This is a genomic window from Streptomyces sp. NPDC002825, from assembly GCF_040295385.1.
In the GTDB taxonomy this organism is placed as follows: Bacteria; Actinomycetota; Actinomycetes; order Streptomycetales; family Streptomycetaceae; genus Streptomyces.
Genome location: NZ_JBEOVH010000003.1, coordinates 163,156 through 182,493, shown reverse-complemented (window position 1 = coordinate 182,493; position 19,338 = coordinate 163,156). Strand labels below are relative to the sequence as shown.

The 19,338-nt window shown below is 71.0% G+C and carries 19 protein-coding genes; 13 read left to right on the top strand and 6 right to left on the bottom strand.

Annotated elements, in window-relative coordinates; genetic code table 11:
* Window positions 1-8 precede the first annotated feature (8 nt).
* The gene (locus ABT041_RS05465) at window positions 9-1,496 is read left to right on the top strand and encodes a long-chain-fatty-acid--CoA ligase (protein WP_351179366.1); all 1,488 of its coding nucleotides are present in this window, start codon (window positions 9-11) and stop codon (window positions 1,494-1,496) included.
* Here the strand turns inward: ABT041_RS05465 and ABT041_RS05460 are convergent, their stop codons facing one another.
* Both ABT041_RS05460 and ABT041_RS05455 read right to left on the bottom strand, forming a co-directional pair.
* The gene (locus tag ABT041_RS05460; protein ID WP_351179363.1) at window positions 1,497-1,922 is read right to left on the bottom strand and encodes a tautomerase family protein; all 426 of its coding nucleotides are present in this window, start codon (window positions 1,920-1,922) and stop codon (window positions 1,497-1,499) included.
* Between the two features lie 34 nt (window positions 1,923-1,956).
* The gene (locus ABT041_RS05455) at window positions 1,957-2,658 is read right to left on the bottom strand and encodes an SDR family oxidoreductase (RefSeq protein ID WP_351179360.1); all 702 of its coding nucleotides are present in this window, start codon (window positions 2,656-2,658) and stop codon (window positions 1,957-1,959) included.
* A 96-nt stretch (window positions 2,659-2,754) separates the two neighbouring features.
* Here ABT041_RS05455 and ABT041_RS05450 point away from each other — a divergent pair, with 96 nt between their 5' ends.
* The gene (locus ABT041_RS05450) at window positions 2,755-3,237 is read left to right on the top strand and encodes a winged helix-turn-helix transcriptional regulator (RefSeq protein WP_351180008.1); all 483 of its coding nucleotides are present in this window, start codon (window positions 2,755-2,757) and stop codon (window positions 3,235-3,237) included.
* Between the two features lie 30 nt (window positions 3,238-3,267).
* Here ABT041_RS05450 and ABT041_RS05445 read toward each other — a convergent pair whose 3' ends face one another.
* The 4 genes from ABT041_RS05445 to ABT041_RS05430 all read right to left on the bottom strand — a co-directional run bounded on the left by ABT041_RS05445 (window position 3,268) and on the right by ABT041_RS05430 (window position 8,159).
* The gene (locus ABT041_RS05445) at window positions 3,268-4,479 is read right to left on the bottom strand and encodes a PucR family transcriptional regulator (protein ID WP_351179357.1); all 1,212 of its coding nucleotides are present in this window, start codon (window positions 4,477-4,479) and stop codon (window positions 3,268-3,270) included.
* Between the two features lie 216 nt (window positions 4,480-4,695).
* Window positions 4,696-5,637 carry a hypothetical protein gene (locus ABT041_RS05440; protein WP_351179354.1) on the bottom strand — a complete coding sequence of 314 codons (942 nt, stop codon included), beginning with the start codon at window positions 5,635-5,637 and terminating at the stop codon, window positions 4,696-4,698.
* Between the two features lie 136 nt (window positions 5,638-5,773).
* Complete coding sequence (locus ABT041_RS05435) at window positions 5,774-7,333, bottom strand: DUF6801 domain-containing protein (protein WP_351179351.1); 1,560 nt, start codon at window positions 7,331-7,333, stop codon at window positions 5,774-5,776.
* Between the two features lie 190 nt (window positions 7,334-7,523).
* Entirely contained in the window at window positions 7,524-8,159 is a 636-nt protein-coding gene (locus ABT041_RS05430; RefSeq protein WP_351179348.1) for a hypothetical protein, read from the bottom strand.
* Between the two features lie 574 nt (window positions 8,160-8,733).
* On the opposite strand from ABT041_RS05430, the gene ABT041_RS05425 reads away from it, so the two are divergent.
* Genes ABT041_RS05425 through ABT041_RS05375 form a run of 11 tightly spaced genes read left to right on the top strand, consistent with a single transcriptional unit; the run spans window position 8,734 to window position 19,321 of the window.
* Window positions 8,734-9,744, top strand: a complete 1,011-nt coding sequence (locus ABT041_RS05425) for an ABC transporter ATP-binding protein (RefSeq protein ID WP_351179345.1) — start codon at window positions 8,734-8,736, stop codon at window positions 9,742-9,744.
* Window positions 9,741-10,505 (top strand): MlaE family ABC transporter permease, encoded by a 765-nt coding sequence (locus ABT041_RS05420; RefSeq protein WP_351179343.1) that lies wholly within the window; start codon window positions 9,741-9,743, stop codon window positions 10,503-10,505. Before ABT041_RS05425 ends, ABT041_RS05420 begins: the two co-directional genes overlap by 4 nt.
* Window positions 10,506-10,510: 5 nt before the next feature.
* A complete protein-coding gene (locus ABT041_RS05415; RefSeq protein WP_351179340.1) occupies window positions 10,511-11,317 on the top strand; it encodes an MlaE family ABC transporter permease in 807 nt (268 codons plus the stop codon).
* Window position 11,318: 1 nt separating this feature from the next.
* Entirely contained in the window at window positions 11,319-12,572 is a 1,254-nt protein-coding gene (locus ABT041_RS05410; RefSeq protein WP_351179337.1) for an MCE family protein, read from the top strand.
* Entirely contained in the window at window positions 12,569-13,624 is a 1,056-nt protein-coding gene (locus ABT041_RS05405) for an MCE family protein (RefSeq protein ID WP_351179334.1), read from the top strand. Before ABT041_RS05410 ends, ABT041_RS05405 begins: the two co-directional genes overlap by 4 nt.
* A complete protein-coding gene (locus tag ABT041_RS05400; RefSeq protein WP_351179331.1) occupies window positions 13,621-14,670 on the top strand; it encodes an MCE family protein in 1,050 nt (349 codons plus the stop codon). The genes ABT041_RS05405 and ABT041_RS05400 overlap by 4 nt, the downstream gene beginning before the upstream one ends.
* Complete coding sequence (locus ABT041_RS05395) at window positions 14,667-15,692, top strand: MCE family protein (protein WP_351179328.1); 1,026 nt, start codon at window positions 14,667-14,669, stop codon at window positions 15,690-15,692. The genes ABT041_RS05400 and ABT041_RS05395 overlap by 4 nt, the downstream gene beginning before the upstream one ends.
* Window positions 15,689-16,897 (top strand): MCE family protein, encoded by a 1,209-nt coding sequence (locus ABT041_RS05390; protein WP_351179325.1) that lies wholly within the window; start codon window positions 15,689-15,691, stop codon window positions 16,895-16,897. The genes ABT041_RS05395 and ABT041_RS05390 overlap by 4 nt, the downstream gene beginning before the upstream one ends.
* Entirely contained in the window at window positions 16,894-18,171 is a 1,278-nt protein-coding gene (locus tag ABT041_RS05385) for an MCE family protein (RefSeq protein WP_351179322.1), read from the top strand. The genes ABT041_RS05390 and ABT041_RS05385 overlap by 4 nt, the downstream gene beginning before the upstream one ends.
* A complete protein-coding gene (locus tag ABT041_RS05380) occupies window positions 18,168-18,680 on the top strand; it encodes a hypothetical protein (protein ID WP_351179319.1) in 513 nt (170 codons plus the stop codon). The genes ABT041_RS05385 and ABT041_RS05380 overlap by 4 nt, the downstream gene beginning before the upstream one ends.
* Window positions 18,677-19,321: a hypothetical protein gene (locus ABT041_RS05375; protein ID WP_351179316.1), complete on the top strand. Its 645-nt coding sequence runs from the start codon at window positions 18,677-18,679 to the stop codon at window positions 19,319-19,321. The genes ABT041_RS05380 and ABT041_RS05375 overlap by 4 nt, the downstream gene beginning before the upstream one ends.
* Window positions 19,322-19,338: the final 17 nt, after the last annotated feature.

The following is a 19,338-nucleotide window of genomic DNA, read 5'->3' as shown; positions in this document are numbered from 1 at the left end:
GGCGGGTCATGGCCAATCTGGCAGGGTTCCTCGTGGAGACGGCTGCGCGGCAGCCCGAGCGCCCCGCGCTGCGCCTGGGGGAGCAGGTCATCACCTATGCGGAGCTGGACGAGCGCAGTGCCCGCGCCGCCGCCCTGCTCAGGTCGCAGGGCGTCCGGCCCATGGACCGGGTCGCGCTGATGCTGCCGAACGTTCCCGAGTTCGTCGTGCTGTACTACGCCATCCTGCGCGTCGGCGCTTTCGTCGTGCCGATGAACCCGCTCCTCAAGACCCGGGAGACCGAGTTCCACCTCGCCGACTCGGGGGCGGTGCGGCTCTTCGAGTGGCATCAGGCGCCGGGCGAGGGCGCTCAGGGAGCGGCCGCCGCGGGGGTGGCGCACACGGCCGTCGAACCCGCCGCGTTCGCGGCGACGCTCGCCGCGCACGAGCCGCTGGCCGAGGTGGCCGAGAAGGCCGACGAGGACACGGCCGTCGTGCTGTACACCTCCGGCACCACCGGCCGCCCCAAGGGCGCCGTCCTCACCCACGGCGGTCTGCGGCACAACACCGAGGTCAACAGCGTCCACATCCAGCAGATGTCGCCCGAGGACGTGGTGGTGGGCTGCCTGCCGCTGTTCCACATCTTCGGCCAGATCTGCACCATGAGCGCGGCCGTGCGCAGCGGCGCCTCGCTCGTCCTCATCCCGCGCTTCGACGCGGGGGCCGTTCTGGCGGCCATCGCCCGCGAGCGCGCCACCGTCTTCGAGGGCGTGCCGACCATGTACGCGGCGCTGCTCCAGCACCCGTCGGAGGCGGACGTGTCGACGCTGCGGATGTGCATCTCCGGCGGCGCCTCGCTGCCGGTGGAGATCCTGCACGGCTTCGAGCGGCGCTTCGGCTGTCCCGTCCTCGAAGGCTTCGGCATGTCCGAGACCAGCCCCGTCGTCACGTTCAACCACCCCGACCGGCCGCGCAAGGCCGGCTCCATCGGCACCCCCATCCGGGACGTCGAGGTGCGGCTGCTCGACGAGAAGGGGCAGGACGTGGCCCCCGGCGAGATCGGCGAACTCGCCGTCCGGGGACCCAACCTGATGAAGGGGTACTGGAACCGGCCGGAGGAGACGGCGGCGACCATCCCCGACGGCTGGCTCCGCAGCGGCGACCTCGCCCGCGCCGACGAGGACGGCTACCTCTACGTCGTCGACCGCAAGAAGGACATGATCATCCGCGGCGGCTACAACGTCTACCCGCGCGAGATCGAGGAGGTGCTGCACGAGCACCCGGCCGTCGCCCTCGCCGCGGTGGTGGGGTTCCCGCACGCCGAGCTGGGCGAGGAGGTCGCGGCCGCGGTCGTGCTGCGGGCGGGCACGGAGGTCACCCCCGAGGAGCTGCGGGAGTACGTCAAGGACCGCGTGGCGGCCTACAAGTACCCGCGTCGGGTGTGGCTCGTGGACGCGCTGCCGCTGGGGCCGAGCGGCAAGATCCTCAAGCGGGAGATCACCGTTCCGGTCGGCTGATCAGTAGGCGGTCGCCCTGTTCTCCTCCGCCCAGAGCCGTTCCGTGTCGGAGCCGCCGGGCGGAGGAACGAGCCCGTTGATCATCCAGAGCTCCTCGCTGGTCTCGTCGACGTGGAACTCCCAGTGGAGTCCGGCGTGCCGTTCGAGGTGGGGGCGGACCATCTCCCTGATCCAGCGGGCCGTCCGGCGCCTCGCGTCCTCGTCGGGGTTGCGCCGGGCGATGTGGTCGATGGTGATGCGGACCCCCACCGGGGTGGGCTCACCGCCGACGTAGAAGTCCTCGGGCCGGGTCTCGTGGAAGAGGGTGACCACGTAGAAGCGGGGCAGGCCGACCTTCTCGTAGTGGTCGGCGACGGACGACGCGAGCCGGTGCTTCTCCTCGGCGGAGAAGATCCCCGGCGTGTGGTGAACGGTCCACAGGGGCATGGCGGTTCGTAGCTCCTCGAATGGGGGGGGAAGGTCAGCCGGCGGCCGAGAAGGTCAGGTGTTCCACGGGCCCGGACAGTGCGGACTTCACGGTGACGCTGACGTCGTCGGCGAGCACCTCGACGTCCCCGGCCTCCAGGCCGTCGACGATCCGCGCGGCCACGTCCGCGGGCTTCGCCTTGCTCCGGTCGAGGGCGGAGACCATGTCCGTGTCGATGAATCCGGCGTGGACGCCGACGACGTGCGTGTGCTGCGGCGCGAGTTCGAGCCGGAGCGAGTTCGTCAGTGACCAGGCCGCGGCCTTGGAAGCCCCGTACGCTCCGCTGCCCGCCAGCCACGAAAGTACGGAGTGCATGTTCACCAGCGCTCCGCCGCCGTTCGCGGCGAGGACGGGCGCGAACGCCCGCGCCACCCGCAAGGGCCCGAAGACATTGACGTCGAACGTCTCGGCCGTCTGCTCGAAGTCGCCCGTGAGCAGCGGCGCGGGCAGCAGGACCCCGGCGTTGTTGAACACGATCCCGGCGTCCGGGGCGAGCTCCGCGAGGGCGGTGACCGATGCGGCCGAGCGGACGTCGAGCACGGCGGTCACCACCCGTGGGCGCTCGTCGACGTACGCCGAGCGAGCGGTGGAGTACACCTTGCTCGCCCCGCGTGCCAGCACCTCGTCGACGAGCGCGGCGCCGAGTCCTCGCCGCCCGCCCGTCACCACGACCACCTTGCCCGCGACAGAGACCACGGCACTCACTCCCGATCTGAATAACGACCTCGTTAGTCAGATGCAAGCACGCCAGGGCTGAGTAACGCAAGCATTAGTTACAATGGGCGGGTGGCGATGAGGTTCGAGAAGCGATTGAGCAACCGGGACGCGTGGTCGATCGGCGACGGGTGCTCGGCCGGCCGGGTGCTCGACCTGCTCAGCACCCGGACGGTCTTCATGGTCGTGCGGGAGTGCTTCTACGGCACGACCCGGTTCGAGGACTTCGTGACGAGGATCGGCACCTCCGCGCCCTCGGTCTCCCGCGCGCTCAAGCAGCTGGAGTCGGCCGGGGTCGTGGCGCGCACGCCCTACCAGGAGCCGGGGAAGCGGGCCCGCGACGAGTACCGCCTCACCGAGGCGGGCGAGGACCTGCTGCCGGTCTTCCTGTCGCTCATCCGGTGGGGTGACACGTACCTGCAGGACGGCCGTCCGCCGCTTGCCTTCGTCGAGGCCGAGAGCGGCCGCCCGTTGAACGTCCGCGTGACCGCCGACCCGGCGCCGGAGGCCTCGTCCGACGACATCGAGGTCCGGGTGCACCCCGACTGGCGCCGCGGCTGACCTTCCGCGGTGCAAGGAGGTGTACGAGGCTCAGTCCGCGCGCTTCCTGCCGTTCAGGTGCAGCGAGCGCAGGGCGGCTTCGAGGGCGAACCGGTGGTCGGGGTCGAGCAGCCGGTCGCCGAAGTGATTGTCCAGGTTCCGCAGGCGGTAGCGGACCGTCTGGGCGTGTACGCCCAGCATCTCGCCGACCTGTTCGGCGGGGGCGCGCGTGGAGATGTGGACGCGCAGGGTCTCGATCAGCCGCTCGCGCCGTGTCCCCGACAGAGCGTCGAGCGGGGCCAGTTCACGCGCGGCGAGATGCGCCGTGAGGGCCGGATCGGACAGCAGCCACAACGTTGTCAGGTGCTCCTCGCAGCGCACGAGGGGCGCGTTCGCCACGATGCCGTCGTCGATGAGCTGCAACACCCGCCGCGCCCAGCGGATGGAGTGCGCGGCCTGCACGGGCGGCACGGTCAGACCGACGACGGCGGGGGTGCCGGCCAGGGCCGATTCGAGCATCGCGAGGCGCTGCGGGGTGAGTGGCCCGGGAATGAGCAGATGCGGCTGGGGGAGGGTGAGGTCGGCCAGGACGTCCCGGTCGAGCCCCGCCTGGACGAGCTCGGCGACCGGCGGGCGGAGGGCCACCAGGGTGCACTCGGAGGGGAGCTGCCAGGAGGCCTCCTGGCACAGCTCCGCGATCGTCGCCCGGGGCAGCGGCGGACCCGCGACGACGAGGTGGAGTAACTGTCTTCTCCGCGCCGCCGCGTCGGACACGGCACGGGCCTGGGCCATCACGTAGCCCTCGCGGGAGAGGGCTTCGAGCTCCTCGACGTACGCGAAGAGGGCGTCCGCGAAGGCCAGGATCAGGGTGGGGGAGAGGTTGTAGGTGCGGCCGATGCTCTTGGCCCGGCGCAGAGCGATGCGCGCCCCGAGACGGTAGGCGCCCTGCAGGGAGTCGAGATCGCGGCCCTCGTAGGCCTCCACGCGGCCGAACTTGCGCAGCAGTTCGTCCCGGAGGGCCGACTTCGTGCCGGGCGTGGCGACCCGTTCGACGAAGGCCGCCAGGGCCTGTTCCACGCCCTGGCGGATGGCGTCCGAGTGCGGTCCGTTGAAGAGATGGGCGTACACGGGATAGGTCCGCTGGACCTCCATGCCGATCTCCTTGATGAGGCCCGGGATCTCCGGTCTCATCAGGTCGGCGAACTCCCTGGGGAGCGGGTCGAGCGGCTCGCCGATGTTCGGGGACTGTGCGGTTGCGGGCATGGAACCGATCCCTTGCTCTCCTGCGCGACCGGTGGGGAGCGGCGGTGCGGCGCCCGCCGTCGTGGGGTGGGCGCCGCCTTGGCCGTCAGGTGCGTACCAACGGGGACTGCTGAAGCTAAATCAACTGCTGTGTGCTGTACACAACTTGCGCAGGAGTTGGCGGTCCTGAGGCCCGTGTGCCGCCTGACTAGGCCGGGAATCGCCCCTGGGTGGCCGTTACCCGACGGCCGAGTGCCAGTTCTGGGAGAAGATCTTTCCGGCGTCGGGGGCGAGGACTCCGGGGGCGTAGAGGCCGGTCAGATAGGTCTGGGTGTTGTTCAGGGTGAGGCTGTTGCGGCCGGCGGCGGAGGGCAGCCCCGTCTTGAGGTTGACGGCGCCGTTGACCAGGCCGAGCCCGAGGCCGCAGCCGCTGGCGCCGGGGACGGCGAAGGTGGTGTCGGCCTGGGTGGAGCCGAGGAGGTTGAGGCGGCTCATGTCGCCTTCGTCGTTCGGGGTGCCGTCGCCGCTGTAGCGCTCGACGGCGAAGTCGGGGGCGGTCTTGTTGCTCGGGCGCAGGAGGATCGGGCTGGACTTCGACCCGATGTAGCAGTTGCTGCCGAGGAACGGGTTCTCCAGGTGGATCCGGACCGGGATGGTCACGATCGGCATGTCGGTGAGGACGCCCGCGATCTGGTCGAAGTCCGAGGGCGTTCCGACGGATTCCACGGTGGCGGTGATCCTGTTGAGGTTCGCGTCGGACAGCTGCCGGCAGATGTCGGTGATGAACGGGATGTCGCTCGGACACATCAGGCCGAGCAGGCCGCCGGGGACGGTGGCGGAGTCCGCGATGAGCGAGCCGGCGGGCGGCGGGACGACGGTGTTGGTGCCGTCGGCGTTCTGGATCACGCCGATCTGGAGGTTCGTCCTCCCGGTGACGACGGTCGTGTTGCCGAGCTTGATGGAGCCGCTCGCCGAGGAGGACGACACGCACTGCGGCGACTTGTCGAGACCGTCGGCGGCGAGCATCGCGGGGGCGTCGACGGGGCAGCGGTCGAACGGGCCCCAGCTGCCGTTCAGCTGAGGGGTGGCTGCGGTCGCCGTGCCGAGGGAGACGAAGGCGCCCAGCGCCGTCAGCGCGGAGAGGGTGGCGAGTCTCGTGCGGGGGGAGACGAGGGACATGGCGGATGCCTTCCGTCGGGGGAGAAGGGGGACAGGGTGGGGCGGTTCGGCGTGGGGCTTGGGGAGCGCGTGCGGCTGGCGGTGGGGCGGTTCGGCGTGGGGCTTGGGGACCGCGTGCGGCTGGTGGTGGGGCGGTTCAGCGTTCGGGCCTGGGGACCACGTACGGCTGGCGGTCCTCGGTGCACTGGCCCTCCGTGGGGACCTCGACGCCCACGGCGCAGGTCTGGCCCTGGATCTGCTTGATGTAGTTGCCGGGTCCCGAGATGGAAGCGGTGAGGAGCCGGTCGAGGTTCTCGCCGCCGGCGCCGCAGCCCTTGAAGGCGGGGATGGTCACCTCGCCGGTGAGCGGGCCGCCGCCGGTGAGGAGGTAGCCGGTGGCGTCCGTGCCGTTGATGAGCTGTCCCTTGCCCAGGAGTACGAGATGGTCCCCGGGGTACTTGACGGGGTCGGGCTCGGGGGAGGTGAGCGGCTTCTCGGTGCGGCAGGACGGGCCGACGTCGAGCCGGGTGCCGTTGACCCGGACGTCGAGGACGCGCAGGACGAAGCGGGCGCGGATGTACGTGTCCGAGAGGTTGTCGGGAAAGACCAGGAGGACGTCCGAGTCGACGGTCAGGGGACCCGTCTGCTCCAGGACCATGGTGGCCGTGGCCGGCGCGAAACCGAACGTCAGGAAGGTGGCATGGAACGGCGGGGTCTGCTTGCGCCCCTGGTAGGAGAGCTTTCCCGTCGACGGGGTGAGGAGGTGCATGCTTCCGTCCGGCCGGATGACGAACTCCGGCTGCCCCTGCTCGATCAGGACGCAGGACACCGGGATGATGTTGGCGCCGTTCAGCTTCCGTACGTTGGAGTAGCCGGTGATGTACGCCGACAGCGAGGTGGGCGTCGGTTGCTCGGTCACGCAGGGCGGCGCGGCCGGCCGGGACGCCGGGGTGCCGGGCGCGTTGTCGTCGGTGACGGTCAGGCCTCTGCCCCTGCCCGCGGGCTGTCCGGTCCGCGGGCTCTTCGGGGCGTGGCCGTCCGCCGTTCCCGGCCTCGCCGGGGCCGTCCTGCCGGGGGACGAAGGGCCGGAGGACGGCAAGTGGGGAGAGGGCGCCGAGGGGGCGGACGGCGACGTGGGAGGGGTGCTCGGTTCCCCGGTGCCGGTGTCTGCGCCGACCGGGACCGTGGCGAGCGGGGTCCTTCCCTCCGCGTCCTGACCGGGGACGCAGGTGACGGAGAGGGAAGCGGGGGTGCTGGGCGCGCCGGCGTCCGCGCTCGGGGCGAGATCGAGGACGAGGCCCCCGGCGGTGAGGGTCAGGTCGCCGGGGGCGTCCGTCTTCAGCGTCGGCACGTCGCCGGTCGTGATGACCACGAGAGGCCCCTCGGCCGGGACTGCGAGGGACTGCGCGGTGCCGCTCCACGTGGCCTGCGCGCGCTGCTCGTTCTGGGCCACGTCGACCGTGAGCCGGGTCTCCGCCCGGACCGTGGAGCCCCGGTACGTGGTGAGGTCGGGCGCGGCCGGGAGCTTCACCGTCGTGGTGACGTCCGTGGGCCTGATCTCCTCGCCGGGGGCCGCCCGGTCGGGGAAGGTCGCCGTGATCCGTACCGTCGCGGGCTGCTGTCCCGAGGGCAGGGTGCAGACGTAGGGCAGCTTGGTGTCGACCTTCAGCGTCCCGACGGCGACGGCCGCCGCCGGGAGCAGGGGGGCCAGCGCCACGAACGCGGCGATCGTCGCGCCGCGCGCGCGGATTCGGGAAGGTCGGGGGGTGGGCCCGGGGCCTCTCATCTGTCGCTCCGCTCGGGGTCGTTCGTGCGCCGACGGGGGAAGGGCGCCGGCGGAAGGGTGCGGACAGCCCGCGTCCGCCCGGCCGGGGTCGCCGACGGGGCGGACGCGGGTTCCTGCGTCCTTACGGGTTGGAGCCGACGATCGTCGGGATGGTGGTGGTCCCCGCCACCTTGAAGAGGTACGTGCCCTTGAAGGTGGGCTTGGCGCCGACCGGGACGGCCGAACCGCAGCCGCTCGACGAGACGACGGTGAGCTCACCCGCGAGGCTGTTGACGGCGAGCGCGCCCGTCGAGTTGGTGTACGTGCTGGACGCCTTGCCCGTCACGCGGAAGACACAGGCGCCGACGGTCACCGTGGCGTCGACGTTGCCGACGTAGCCCTTGGTGACGCCCGTCGAGGCGGTGTAGTCCTGCGCCACGATCGTCCACGGGGTGGTCGGGACGGTGGTCACGGGGCCCAGCACGCTGGTGCAGGGCGTGCCGCTGGCGCCGAAGGCGATCGAGTTGATGGTGCCGACGGTCGCCGGGTTGCCCGTGGTGCTCTGTCCGGAGCCCGAACCGTTCGACTTCGTACACGTCATGGCGATGCCGTTGACGCTGAGGACGATGTTCCCGCTGTTGACCGCGGTGATGCTGGCCGGCGAGGGGCTGACGGTCCAGACCGTGGACGCCACCGCCGACGCGGGGCTCACGGCGAGGGCGAACGCGGCCGAGGCGGCTCCGGCGACGACGGCGAGCTTTCTGATGGGCTTCTTCATGGCTCTGGGACTCTCCTTGGGGATTGACCGGCAGAGGGGTGGCCGCGGTGGGGGTCGAGCGGCCGGCGGCCCGTCATTTCTCGGCCGCGAAACGAGACGTTACTTGCGGGAAACTTAGCTGAACAATGGCGCAGCCCATGATTCTTTGGAGATGTCTGAATGCCTGTCAAGTGGGTGAGCGATGACGCGAATCCTCTTGGTTCTCCGGTGCGTAATGTCGACAATTCTGATCGATCGCCGGGGTCGCCGCACACTCTCCACGGTGACAATCTCCGAAGCAGAACTGTCTCCCGCCTGATAAATGGTCGGTCGTTTGATTTCCTGTCGGGAAAACTCGGAATCCGCTATTGCCGCGAGAGGTTACCCGGCCGTAGCGTTCCCGGGGCGGCACACCGTCGCAGGTCGGCGCAGCTGTCTGTCTCCGCGGAGACAAAAGCCGACGCCGGCCTTGTCTCCGCGGTGACAAATACGAGAGCGGATCAAGAAAATCGGCACCCGCCTATTGTCCGGGTGTTCCGCACCGCCTTAACGTGCGCCCGCAGCGCACACCCGACACACGCCTGCTGGAGGTGGGATGGGAATCGAAGTAGTCGTAGAGGGTCTGACCATGTCCTTCGACAGGCAGAACATCTGGCAGGACGTGTCGCTGACCCTGCCGGCCGGAGAGGTCAGCGTCATGCTCGGTCCTTCCGGCACCGGCAAGACCGTCTTTCTCAAATCGCTCATCGGACTGCTGAAACCCCAGCAGGGCCGTGTCCTCATCAACGGTGTCGACATGGTCAGCAGCCCCGAACGGGACATCTACGAGACCCGGAAGCTCTTCGGCCTCATGTTCCAGGACGGCGCCCTGTTCGGCTCCATGAGCCTCTTCGACAACATCGCCTTCCCGCTGCGCGAGCACACCCGCAAGCGGGAGTACGAGATCCGGCGCATCGTCATGGAGCGGATCGAACTCGTGGGTCTCCTCGGCGCGGAGGACAAGCTGCCCGGCGAGATCAGCGGAGGCATGCGCAAACGCGCCGGACTGGCCCGCGCCCTCGTGCTCGACCCGCAGATCGTGCTGTGCGACGAGCCGGACTCCGGACTCGACCCGGTCCGCACCGCCTACCTGTCCCAGCTGCTCATCGACCTCAACGCGCGGATCGACGCGACGATGCTCATCGTCACCCACAACCTCGACATCGCCGCCACCGTGCCCGACAACATGGGGATGTTCTTCCGGCGCAGGCTCGTCACCTTCGGCCCCCGCGAGGTCCTCCTCACCAGCGACGAACCGGTCGTGACCCAGTTCCTCGCCGGCCGCCGCGAAGGCCCCATCGGCATGTCCGAGGAGAAGGACGCCGCCCTCCTCGCCGCCGAGGCCGACAGCCCCGCCGGCCGCGCGGCGGCGCCCCGCGTCATCGTCCCGCAGCTGGAACCCTCCCCGGGCCTGCCGCCCCGCGCGGCCGTCACCCGGCGGCGCGAGCGCGTCCTCGGCATGCTCGACCAGCTCCCGCCCGCCGCCCGCGCCGCCATCCGCGACACCTACACGCGGACCGCCGCCGCCCCCACCCTGACCATGCCGGCCACCGGGAGCGGCTCGTGATCACCGGCGCGCTGCGGCAGACCGGCCGCCTCTTCGCCCTCGCCGCCGAGGTGAGCCGGGCCGTCTTCCGGCGTCCCTTCCAGTTCCGCGAGTTCATCGAGCAGTTCTGGTTCGTCGCGAGCGTCACCATCCTGCCCGCCGCGCTCGTCTCCGTACCCTTCGGCGCCGTCATCGCCCTCCAGGTCGGCTCCCTCACCCAGCAGCTGGGGGCCCAGTCGTTCACCGGCGGCGCCAGCGTCCTCGCCGTCATCCAGCAGGCCAGTCCCCTCATCGTGGCCCTCCTGATCGCGGGCGCCGGCGGCTCCGCCATCTGCGCCGACCTCGGCTCCCGCAAGATCCGGGAGGAGCTCGACGCGATGGAGGTCATGGGCGTCTCGCCCGTCCAGCGGCTGGTCGTCCCCCGCGTCCTCGCCACCATGGCGGTCGCGGTGCTCCTCAACGGCATGGTCTCCGTCGTCGGCACCCTGGGCGGCTACTTCTTCAACATCGTCCTCCAGGGCGGCACCCCCGGCGCGTACCTCTCCAGCTTCTCCGCCCTCGCCCAGCTGCCCGACCTCTACATCAGCGAACTCAAGGCGCTCGTCTTCGGGTTCATCGCCGGCATCGTCGCCGCCTACCGGGGACTCAACCCCCGCGGCGGACCCAAAGGCGTCGGCGACGCCGTCAACCAGTCCGTCGTCATCACCTTCATGCTGCTGTTCTTCGTGAACATGGTGCTCACGGGCATCTACCTGCAGATCGTCCCGCCGAAGGGAGGCTGAGACCGATGGCCTCCCCGTTCGTGTGGCTCGACCGGTCCGGTGACCAGCTCCTGTTCTACCTCCGAGCCCTGCTCTGGATCCCGCGGACCCTGCGCCGCTACCTCAAGGAGGTGCAACGGCTGCTCGCCGAGGTCGCGTTCGGCTCCGGCGGCCTCGGCGTCATCGGCGGAACCATCGGCGTCATGATCGCGATGACGCTGTTCACCGGGACCGTCGTCGGCCTCCAGGGCTACGCGGCCCTCGACCAGATCGGCACCGCCGCCTTCACCGGCTTCGTGTCCGCGTACTTCAACACCCGCGAGATCGCTCCGCTCGTCGCCGGACTCGCGCTCTCCGCGACCGTCGGCGCCGGATTCACCGCCCAGCTCGGCGCCATGCGCATCAACGAGGAGGTCGACGCCCTCGAAGGCATGGGCATCCGCTCCATGCCGTACCTGGTCACCACCCGCATCATCGCGGGCGTCGTCGCCATCGTCCCGCTCTACGCGATCGGACTGCTCTCCTCCTACCTGGCGTCCCGCTACGTCACGGTCCTCTTCAACGGCCAGTCCGAGGGCACGTACGACCACTACTTCAACCTCTTCCTCTCGCCGACGGACGTCCTCCTCTCCGTGCTGAAAGTGCTGATCTTCAGCGTGATGGTGATCATCGCCCACTGCTACTACGGCTTCCGCGCCTCCGGCGGCCCCGCCGGCGTCGGCATCGCCGTCGGCCGCTCCGTACGCAACGCCATCGTGCTGATCAGCGTCACCGACTTCTTCCTGTCGCTGGCCCTCTGGGGCGCGACCACGACCGTGAAGGTGGCGGGGTGAGATGACCGACTCACGTGCCGAGACCATCCGCCGCCGGTTCGCCGGCGTCGTCTTCCTCCTTGTGCCCGTCCTCCTCGCCTCCCTCGCCGTCGCCGTCTACGACAAACGCTTCACCGACTCCGACCCGGTCGTCGTGGAGACCGGAAGCGTCGGCAACGAGATGCACCTCGGGGCGGAGGTGAAACTGCGCGGCGTCGTCATCGGCGAGGTCCGCGCCATCGACGCCGTCGACGGCGGAGCCCGGCTCACCCTCGCCATGCGGCCCGGCACCCTGCGCCACGTCCCCTCCGACGTCCGCGCGCAGATGCTGCCCACGACCCTCTTCGGCGAACGGTTCGTGGCCCTCGTCCCGCCCACGACCCCCTCCGCGCGGCCCCTCGGCCCCGGAGACGTCATCCCCGAGGACCGGTCGAGCAATGCCGTCGAACTCCAGCAGGTCCTCGACAACGTCCTGCCCCTGCTCACGGCCGTCCAGCCGCAGAAACTGTCGGCGACCCTGTCCGCCGTCTCCCGCGCACTGGAGGGCCGCGGCGACAAGCTCGGCGAGACCCTCGCCCAACTCGACGCCCACCTGCGCGAGTTCAACCCCCACCTGCCCGCCCTCACCCGTGACCTGAAAGAGCTCGTGAAGGTCAGCCACCTCTACGCGGACGCCGCCCCGGACATCGTCACGGCACTCACCGACTTCACCAGGACCAGCGGCACCCTCGCCGAGAAGGAGGGAGAGCTGGCCGGCACCTTCGGCGCCACCACCCGGACGGCCCAGGACCTGACCGCCTTCCTGCGGCAGAACAAGAACAACATCATCCGCCTCAGCGCCGCCGGCAGGCCGACCCTGGAACTGCTCGCCGAGTACTCCCCGTCCTTCCCCTGCACCCTGCGCACCCTCGCCCAGTTCGTGCCCGCGATGGACAAGGCGCTCGGCAAGGGCACCAACCAGCCCGGACTGCACGTCGAGGTGACCACCGTCCCGTCGCGCGGCGCCTACGTCCCCGGCCGTGACACCCCCTCGTACGGCTCCGGCGGCGGCCCCCACTGCTACCCCGTGCCCTACCTCGGCGTCCCGGCAGCACCCGCCGCACGGGCCTCCGCCGCGGCCGACCAGGACCTCGGGCCCGCCAACTCCCCGCAGGAGAACGACCTCGTCAACGAACTCCTCGCCCCCGCCGCACAGAAGCGGCCCCGTGACCTGCCGGACTGGAGCAGCCTGCTCGCCGGCCCGGCGTTCCGCGGTGCGGAGGTGACCCTCCGATGACGACACGGCCCTCCCACACGCGACGACGCGGCCTGACCGGGACCGTCCTGAAGTCCCTCGCGTTCGTCCTCGTCACGGCCCTCGCCACCACCGTCCTCGGCTTCAGCGTCGCCAACACCGGCGTCGGCTCCGCCACCCGCTCCTACAAGGCCCTGTTCACCGACGTCACCGGCCTCGTCGAAGGCGACTCCGTGCGCATCGCCGGAGTGAAGGTGGGCGAGGTCACCGACGTGCGCGTCGTCCAGCGGCGCACCGCCCAGGTCACCTTCACGGTCCGCGAGGACCGCACCCTGCCCCGGTCCGCTACCGCCGCCGTGAAGTACCTCAACATGGTCGGCCAGCGGTACGTCTCCCTCGGCCGGGGCACCGGAGACCTGACCGGCACCCTGAACGCCGGGGACACCATCCCGCTCGACCGCACCACACCCGCACTCGACCTGACCCTGCTCTTCAACGGCTTCAAGCCGCTGTTCGAAGGCCTCTCGCCCTCCGACGTCAACGACCTCGCCGGCTCGCTCGTCCAGGTCCTCCAGGGCGAGAGCGGAACCGTCGACAGCCTCCTGCGGCACATCGGCTCCCTCACCAGGACCGTGGCCGCCAAGGACAAGGTCATCGGCGAGGTCGTCACCCACCTCAACACCGTCCTCACCACCCTCAACAACCGCGAAGCCGCCTTCGGCGACCTCGTCGTCACCCTCCAGAAACTCGTCACCGGCTTCAACACCGACCGCAAACCCCTCGGCGAGGCGGTCAAGGCCATCGGCGACCTCACCACGACGACCGCCGGACTCCTCCAGGAGGGGCGCGCCCCCCTCAAGAAGGACATCCGCGAACTCGGCCGGCTCTCCGGCACCCTCGGCGACCACACCCCCGCCATCGAGACCTTCCTCGCCCACACCCCCGCCAAGATGACGGCCCTGGCCCGGCTCTCCTCGTACGGATCGTGGTTCAACCTCTACCTCTGCGAGGCACGCGTGAGCGGCGTGGGAACCTCCGACGGCTCCAAGCCGCCGACCGGCATCGCCGTCACCGAGACGAGGTGCCGCGGATGAGCCCGCGCGTCCGGCGGCGGCCGGTCAAGGAGCGCAGCCCCGTCGCCGTCGCCCTCGTCGGCCTGGTGGTCCTCGCCCTCATGGCCGTCCTGGCGTACAACGTGGAACGGCTGCCCCTCGTCGGCGGCGACACCGCCTACAGCGCCGACTTCACCGAGGCCGCCGGACTCGACGCCGGCGACGAGGTCCGCATCGCCGGGGTCAAGGTCGGCAAGGTCACCGAGGTGGCCCTCGACGGACCCAAGGTCAAGGTGACCTTCGAGGTCGGCGACGCCTGGATCGGCGACCGCTCGACCGCCGCCATCGCCGTCAAGACCCTCCTCGGCGAGAAGTACCTGGCGCTCGACCCGCTGGGCTCCGCACCGCAGGACCCCGGCACCCGCATCCCGCAGTCCCGCACCACCTCCCCGTACGACGTGACGCAGGCCTTCCAGGACCTCAGCGGCACCGTCGACGCCATCGACACCGGGAAGCTCGCGGAGAGCTTCCGGACGATCTCCGACACCTTCAAGAACTCCCCGCCGCACGTACGCAACGCCGCCACCGGGCTGTCCGAGCTGTCGAAGTCCGTCTCCAAGCGCGACACCGAGCTCGCCCGCCTCCTGGAGAACAGCAGGAAGTTCACCAAGACCCTGGAGGACAAGAAGTCCAGCTTCGAGATCCTCATCGAGGACGGCGGTTCACTGCTCGGGGAGCTCAAGAAGCGCCGCGAGGCCATCCGCGCCCTGCTCAAGGGAAGCAGGGACCTGGGCACCGAGCTCAGCGGCCTCGTCGGCGACAACGACCGGCAGCTCGGCCCCACCCTCAAGGCCCTCAGCCGCGTCACCGGCGTCCTGGAGAAGAACAGCGGCCAGCTCGACAAGACGCTCGCGCTCATCGGCCCGTACTACCGCCTCGTCGGCAACACCCTCGGCAGCGGCCGCTGGTTCGACAGCTACCTGTGCGGCGTGGTGCCCCGCACCTATCTGCCCGAGGGCTCGCAGCCCAAGACCGGATGCCTGCCGCCGAAACAGACGGCGACGGCCAAGGGGAGCGGTGAACGATGACCAAGCCCAGAAAGCCCCTCGTCGCCGGGCTCGCTCTCGCGGTGCTCGCGGCCTGCGGCCTCGTCGCCGTCCGCGTCCTCGACGACGACGGGATCCACGTCACCGCCTACTTCGACCGGGCGGTCGGCATCTACGCCGGATCCGACCTGCGCATCCTCGGTGTACGGGTCGGAGAGGTGGAGTCCGTGGAGCCGCAGGGCACCCGGGTACGCGTCGCACTCCGCCTCGACGAAGGCGTCCGCGTCCCCGCCGGCGCCCGGGCCCTCGTCGTCGCCCCGAGCATCGTCGCCGACCGGTACGTCCAGCTCACCCCCGCCTACAGCATCGGCCCCGCCCTCGCCGACGGCGCCCAGCTGCCCGCCGCACGCAACCGGACCCCCGTCGAGATCGACCAGCTCTACGACTCGATCACCGCACTGAGCAAGGCGCTCGGCCCCGACGGCGCCAACTCCGCCGGAGCGCTCTCCGAACTCCTGGACACCGGCGCGAAGAACCTCAAGGGCAACGGCACGGCCATCGGCACCTCCATCGAACAGTTCGGCAAGGCGGCCAAGACCCTGGACGGCAGCAGCGAGAACCTGTTCACCACCCTCGGGCAGCTCCAGACCTTCACCACCATGCTCAAGAAGAAGGACGGCGACGTCCGCACCGCGCAGGAACGCCTCGACGAGGTCGTCGGCTACTTCGCCGAGAACAAGGACGACCTCGCCGACGCGCTCAAGGAGCTCGGCAAGGCCCTCGCCCAGGTCAAGACCTTCATCAAGGACAACCGCGGTGAGCTGAAGAAGAACATCGACCGGCTCGTCCCCCTCACCCAGACCCTCGTCGACCAGCGGGCCTCCCTCGCCGAAGCGCTCGACGCCGCCCCGCTCGCCGCCGGCAACGTCGTCAACGCGTACAACAAGGACACCCGCACCCTCGACGGCCGCGCCAACCTCAACGAGATCAGCATGGGCGGCCCACTGCTGCCTCTGCCGGTCACCGGAGCCTCCTCGGCCGGCACCGGAGAGGGGGAGCGGTGAACACTCCTCCGTCCCGGAAGGCCCTCGGCGCCGCAGCCGTCGGAGCGGTCGCGCTCGGCCTCGGCCTCGCCGTCGTCCTCGGCGCGGTCCCCGCGAACCCCGTCCGGTTCGACGGCATCGAGGACCTGCCGCTGCCCGGGGGCGCCGACCTCGGCCCCCACCCCTACACCGTCACCGCCGAACTCGACGACGTCCTGAGCCTCGTCCCGCAGTCCGCGGTCAAGGTCAACGACGTCGCCGTCGGCCGCGTCACCGCCATCGAGCTGGGGGGCACCGGCACCTGGTCCGCCCGCGTCACCCTCGAGATCAACGGCGACGTCCGCCTCCCCGCCGACGCCGGCGCCCGCCTGGAACAGTCCAGCCTCCTCGGCGAGAAGTACATCCAGCTCGTCGCCCCCCGGAAGGACACCGGCGCGCGCCTCACGAACGGCAGCGTCATCCCCCTCGCGCGCACCAGCCGCAACACGGAGGTCGAGGAGGTGTTCGGCGCACTGTCGCTGCTCCTCAACGGCGGCGGCGTCAACCAGCTCAAGACCATCACGCGGGAACTCAACCAGGCGCTCGGCGGCCGCGAACCCGAGGTCCGCTCGATGCTGAACCGCGTGAACACGCTGGTCACGAACCTCGACGCGCACCGCGGCGACATCACCCGCGCCCTCGACGGCGTCAACCGGCTCTCCGCCACCCTCGCCGGCCGCAAGAAGGACGTCGACACCGTCCTCACCAACCTCTCGCCCGGCCTGAAGACCCTGGAGAAGCAGCGAGGCTCCCTGCTGAGCATGCTGCGCGCCCTCGACACCCTCTCCGGCGTCGCCGTCGCGACCGTCGACGCGAGCAAGAAGGACATGATCGCCGACCTCAAGGCCCTCGCGCCGACCCTGACGGCCCTCGCGGACGCCGGAGCCGACCTGCCCGACTCGCTCCAGGTCCTCCTCACGTATCCCTTCACCGACGAGGTGATGCGCGGCATCAAGGGCGACTACCTCAACACCTACCTCCACCTGGCGGCCGCCCCGGGCACGGAGGTCATCCCGCCCCTGATCCCCAGGACCGAGCCCACCCCGACCCCCACCCCGACGACCCCCGGCGCCACCACACGGGGGCGAGCGGGGACGAACGGCACCGCACGAAGCCCGCGATCGGCGCTGCCGCTGCCCCCGGTCACGACGGGCACCCCACCCGAGGACGGAGGCGACAACCGGTGATCACCCGCAGCGTCCGACTGAAGAACCTCGCGTTCCTCGTCATCGCCGTCCTGGTCCTCGGCTTCGTCGGCGTCCGCTACGCCGACCTCGGCCGCTACGCCGGAGTCGCCGACCACTACACCGTCCGCGTCCACCTCGCCCGTACGGGAGGCCTGTTCACCCATTCCGACGTCACCTACCGCGGCGTCTCCGTGGGCCGCGTCGGAGCCATCGACCTCACCGCCGACGGAGTCGTCGCCGAACTGCGCATCAAGAAGTCGGCGCCCCGGATCCCGGCCGACGCGCGCGCCGTGGTCGCCGGACTCTCCGCCGTCGGCGAGCAGTACATCGACCTCCGCCCCGAGAGCGACGGCGGGCCCTTCCTCACCGACGGCGCCCGCATCGAACAGTCCGACACCCACGTGCCGGCGCCCGTCACCGACGTCCTCGCGAGCATGAACGACCTCACCCGCTCCGTACCCCTGGACTCCCTGCGCACCGTCGTCGACGAACTCGGCAAGGCCTTCGAGGGCCACGGCGACGACCTCCAGGTCCTCCTCGACAACGGCAGCAGGTTCGTCCAGGCCGCCGACCGGTCCCTGCCGGCCACCACACGGCTCATCGACGACGGCGAGGTCGTCCTGCGCACCCAGGCCGACGAGAGCCGCGCCATCCGGGACTTCGCCACCGGCGCCCGCGACCTCGCCGCCACCCTCAAGGGCTCCGACAGCGACCTGCGCCGCCTCCTCGCCGCCACCCCCGACGCGACCGGCCAGATCAGCGGCCTCCTTCGCGACCTCGACCCGAGCCTCGGCGTCGTCCTCGCCAACCTCCTCACCACCTCGGAGATCGCCGTCACCCGGCAGCGGGGCACGGAGGAACTCCTCGTGAAGTTCCCCGCGGCAGTCTCGGCGGGAGCCACCACCGTCGACGGAGGACACGTGAACTTCGGCATGGCCGTCACCTTCTTCAAGCCGCTGCCCTGCACCTCCGGCTACGGCGGTACGCGCTACCGCAACGGACTCGACCTGGGGACCGCGCCCGCCCTCAACACCCGCGCCTCCTGCACCTCCCCGGCCTCCACCGGCGTCAACGTACGCGGCTCGGCCCACGCCCCCGGGAGCGGCGGCGTCCCCACCCCGGCCCGGCCCGGCTCCCTGCCCTCCGGCAGCGCGCGCACCACGACGGGCCCGCAGGCCGCCGCCCTGCCCGGCGCGCTCGCGCTGCCCGGCCAGACCGGCGGCCCGACGGACATGGCCGGACTGCTCGGCCTGAACACCGGGGGTACGCGATGAGGCGCGGCCGAGCCCTGGGCGTCGGCGCCCTCGTCGTCGCCCTGGGCTTCTGCGGGACCGGCGCCTGGACGTACGCCCAGGCCCGTACGGACGAGGAACTCGCCTTCAGCCGGGAACGCGACACCGCGCTCGCCGAGGGCCGCAGCCGCCTCACCGTCCTGAACACCCTCGACGCCTCGACCCGCGAACGCGCCGAAGCGGGCATCCGGGCCTGGCGCGAGGCCTCCACCGGCCCGCTCCGCACCGAACTCGGCCGCACCGAACCCGCGGTGGGCGCCTCGGCACGCGCCACGGTGACCGAGGCCGCGCTCACGGCGCTGGACGCGAGAGCCGGTACGGCGAAACTCATCGCGACCGTACGCGTCGACGTCACCCCGCGCGGAGCCGCGACCGCGACCACCGACCGCAAACGCCTGGAGGCCGTCCTGACCCGCACGGACGAGCACACATGGAGAGTCGCGGCACTGAGCGCGGTGCCGGTCGCCGGAGCGGAGGACGAGGACCGATGACGCGACTGCTGCGCAGGACCACAGCCGGGGACGCGGAGAGCGACGAGGGAGAGGCACCCCCGGGCGACGACCGGCCGGAGCCGACGCCGGCCACGGACGGGAACGCGACGGAGCCCCCCGACACAGCCCGACGCCGGTCCGCCACCGTCTGGCGAAGAGGCTCCCTCGCCGCCGCCCTCACCGTGCTCCTCCTCGGCGGGAGCGGCTTCTTCCACGCCGCCCACCAGCTCCGCTCCACCCCCTCGGCGCGCAACCACGCGCTCACCGACACCGAGACCACCACCCGCGTGAGCGGCGACGTGGCCGAAGGACTCGCCCGGGTCTTCTCCTACACGGCGACGAACACCGACGCCGCCGAACGCTCGGCCCGCACCGTCCTCGCGGGCCGCGCCGCCCGCCAGTACGGCGACCTGCTCGACCAGGTCCGCAAGAACCTGGTCGAGCAGCGCATCACCCTCTCCACCCAGGCCGTCCGCACCGGAGTGATCGAACTCGACGGGGACACCGCGCGCCTCCTCGTCTTCCTCGACCAGACCTCGCGGCGCGACAAGGCCGCCGCCACCTCCGCCGCGGCCCAGCTCACCGTCACCGCCGAGTACCAGGGGGACCGGTGGCTGATCGTCGACATCAAGGCCCGCTGACGATGAGCGGGAGACGG

Bases quoted from the DNA above. Each gene is read 5' to 3' on its own strand.
- ABT041_RS05440 (WP_351179354.1), bottom strand. From the start codon at position 5,637: ATGTCCCTCGTCTCCCCCCGCACGAGACTCGCCACCCTCTCCGCGCTG.
- ABT041_RS05450 (WP_351180008.1), top strand. From the start codon at position 2,755: ATGAGGTTCGAGAAGCGATTGAGCAACCGGGACGCGTGGTCGATCGGC.
- ABT041_RS05460 (WP_351179363.1), bottom strand. From the start codon at position 1,922: ATGCCCCTGTGGACCGTTCACCACACGCCGGGGATCTTCTCCGCCGAG.
- ABT041_RS05445 (WP_351179357.1), bottom strand. From the start codon at position 4,479: ATGCCCGCAACCGCACAGTCCCCGAACATCGGCGAGCCGCTCGACCCG.
- ABT041_RS05380 (WP_351179319.1), top strand. From the start codon at position 18,168: ATGAGGCGCGGCCGAGCCCTGGGCGTCGGCGCCCTCGTCGTCGCCCTG.
- ABT041_RS05425 (WP_351179345.1), top strand. From the start codon at position 8,734: ATGGGAATCGAAGTAGTCGTAGAGGGTCTGACCATGTCCTTCGACAGG.
- ABT041_RS05395 (WP_351179328.1), top strand. From the start codon at position 14,667: ATGACCAAGCCCAGAAAGCCCCTCGTCGCCGGGCTCGCTCTCGCGGTG.
- ABT041_RS05430 (WP_351179348.1), bottom strand. From the start codon at position 8,159: ATGAAGAAGCCCATCAGAAAGCTCGCCGTCGTCGCCGGAGCCGCCTCG.
- ABT041_RS05400 (WP_351179331.1), top strand. From the start codon at position 13,621: ATGAGCCCGCGCGTCCGGCGGCGGCCGGTCAAGGAGCGCAGCCCCGTC.
- ABT041_RS05410 (WP_351179337.1), top strand. From the start codon at position 11,319: ATGACCGACTCACGTGCCGAGACCATCCGCCGCCGGTTCGCCGGCGTC.
- ABT041_RS05405 (WP_351179334.1), top strand. From the start codon at position 12,569: ATGACGACACGGCCCTCCCACACGCGACGACGCGGCCTGACCGGGACC.
- ABT041_RS05465 (WP_351179366.1), top strand. From the start codon at position 9: ATGGCCAATCTGGCAGGGTTCCTCGTGGAGACGGCTGCGCGGCAGCCC.
- ABT041_RS05375 (WP_351179316.1), top strand. From the start codon at position 18,677: ATGACGCGACTGCTGCGCAGGACCACAGCCGGGGACGCGGAGAGCGAC.
- ABT041_RS05415 (WP_351179340.1), top strand. From the start codon at position 10,511: ATGGCCTCCCCGTTCGTGTGGCTCGACCGGTCCGGTGACCAGCTCCTG.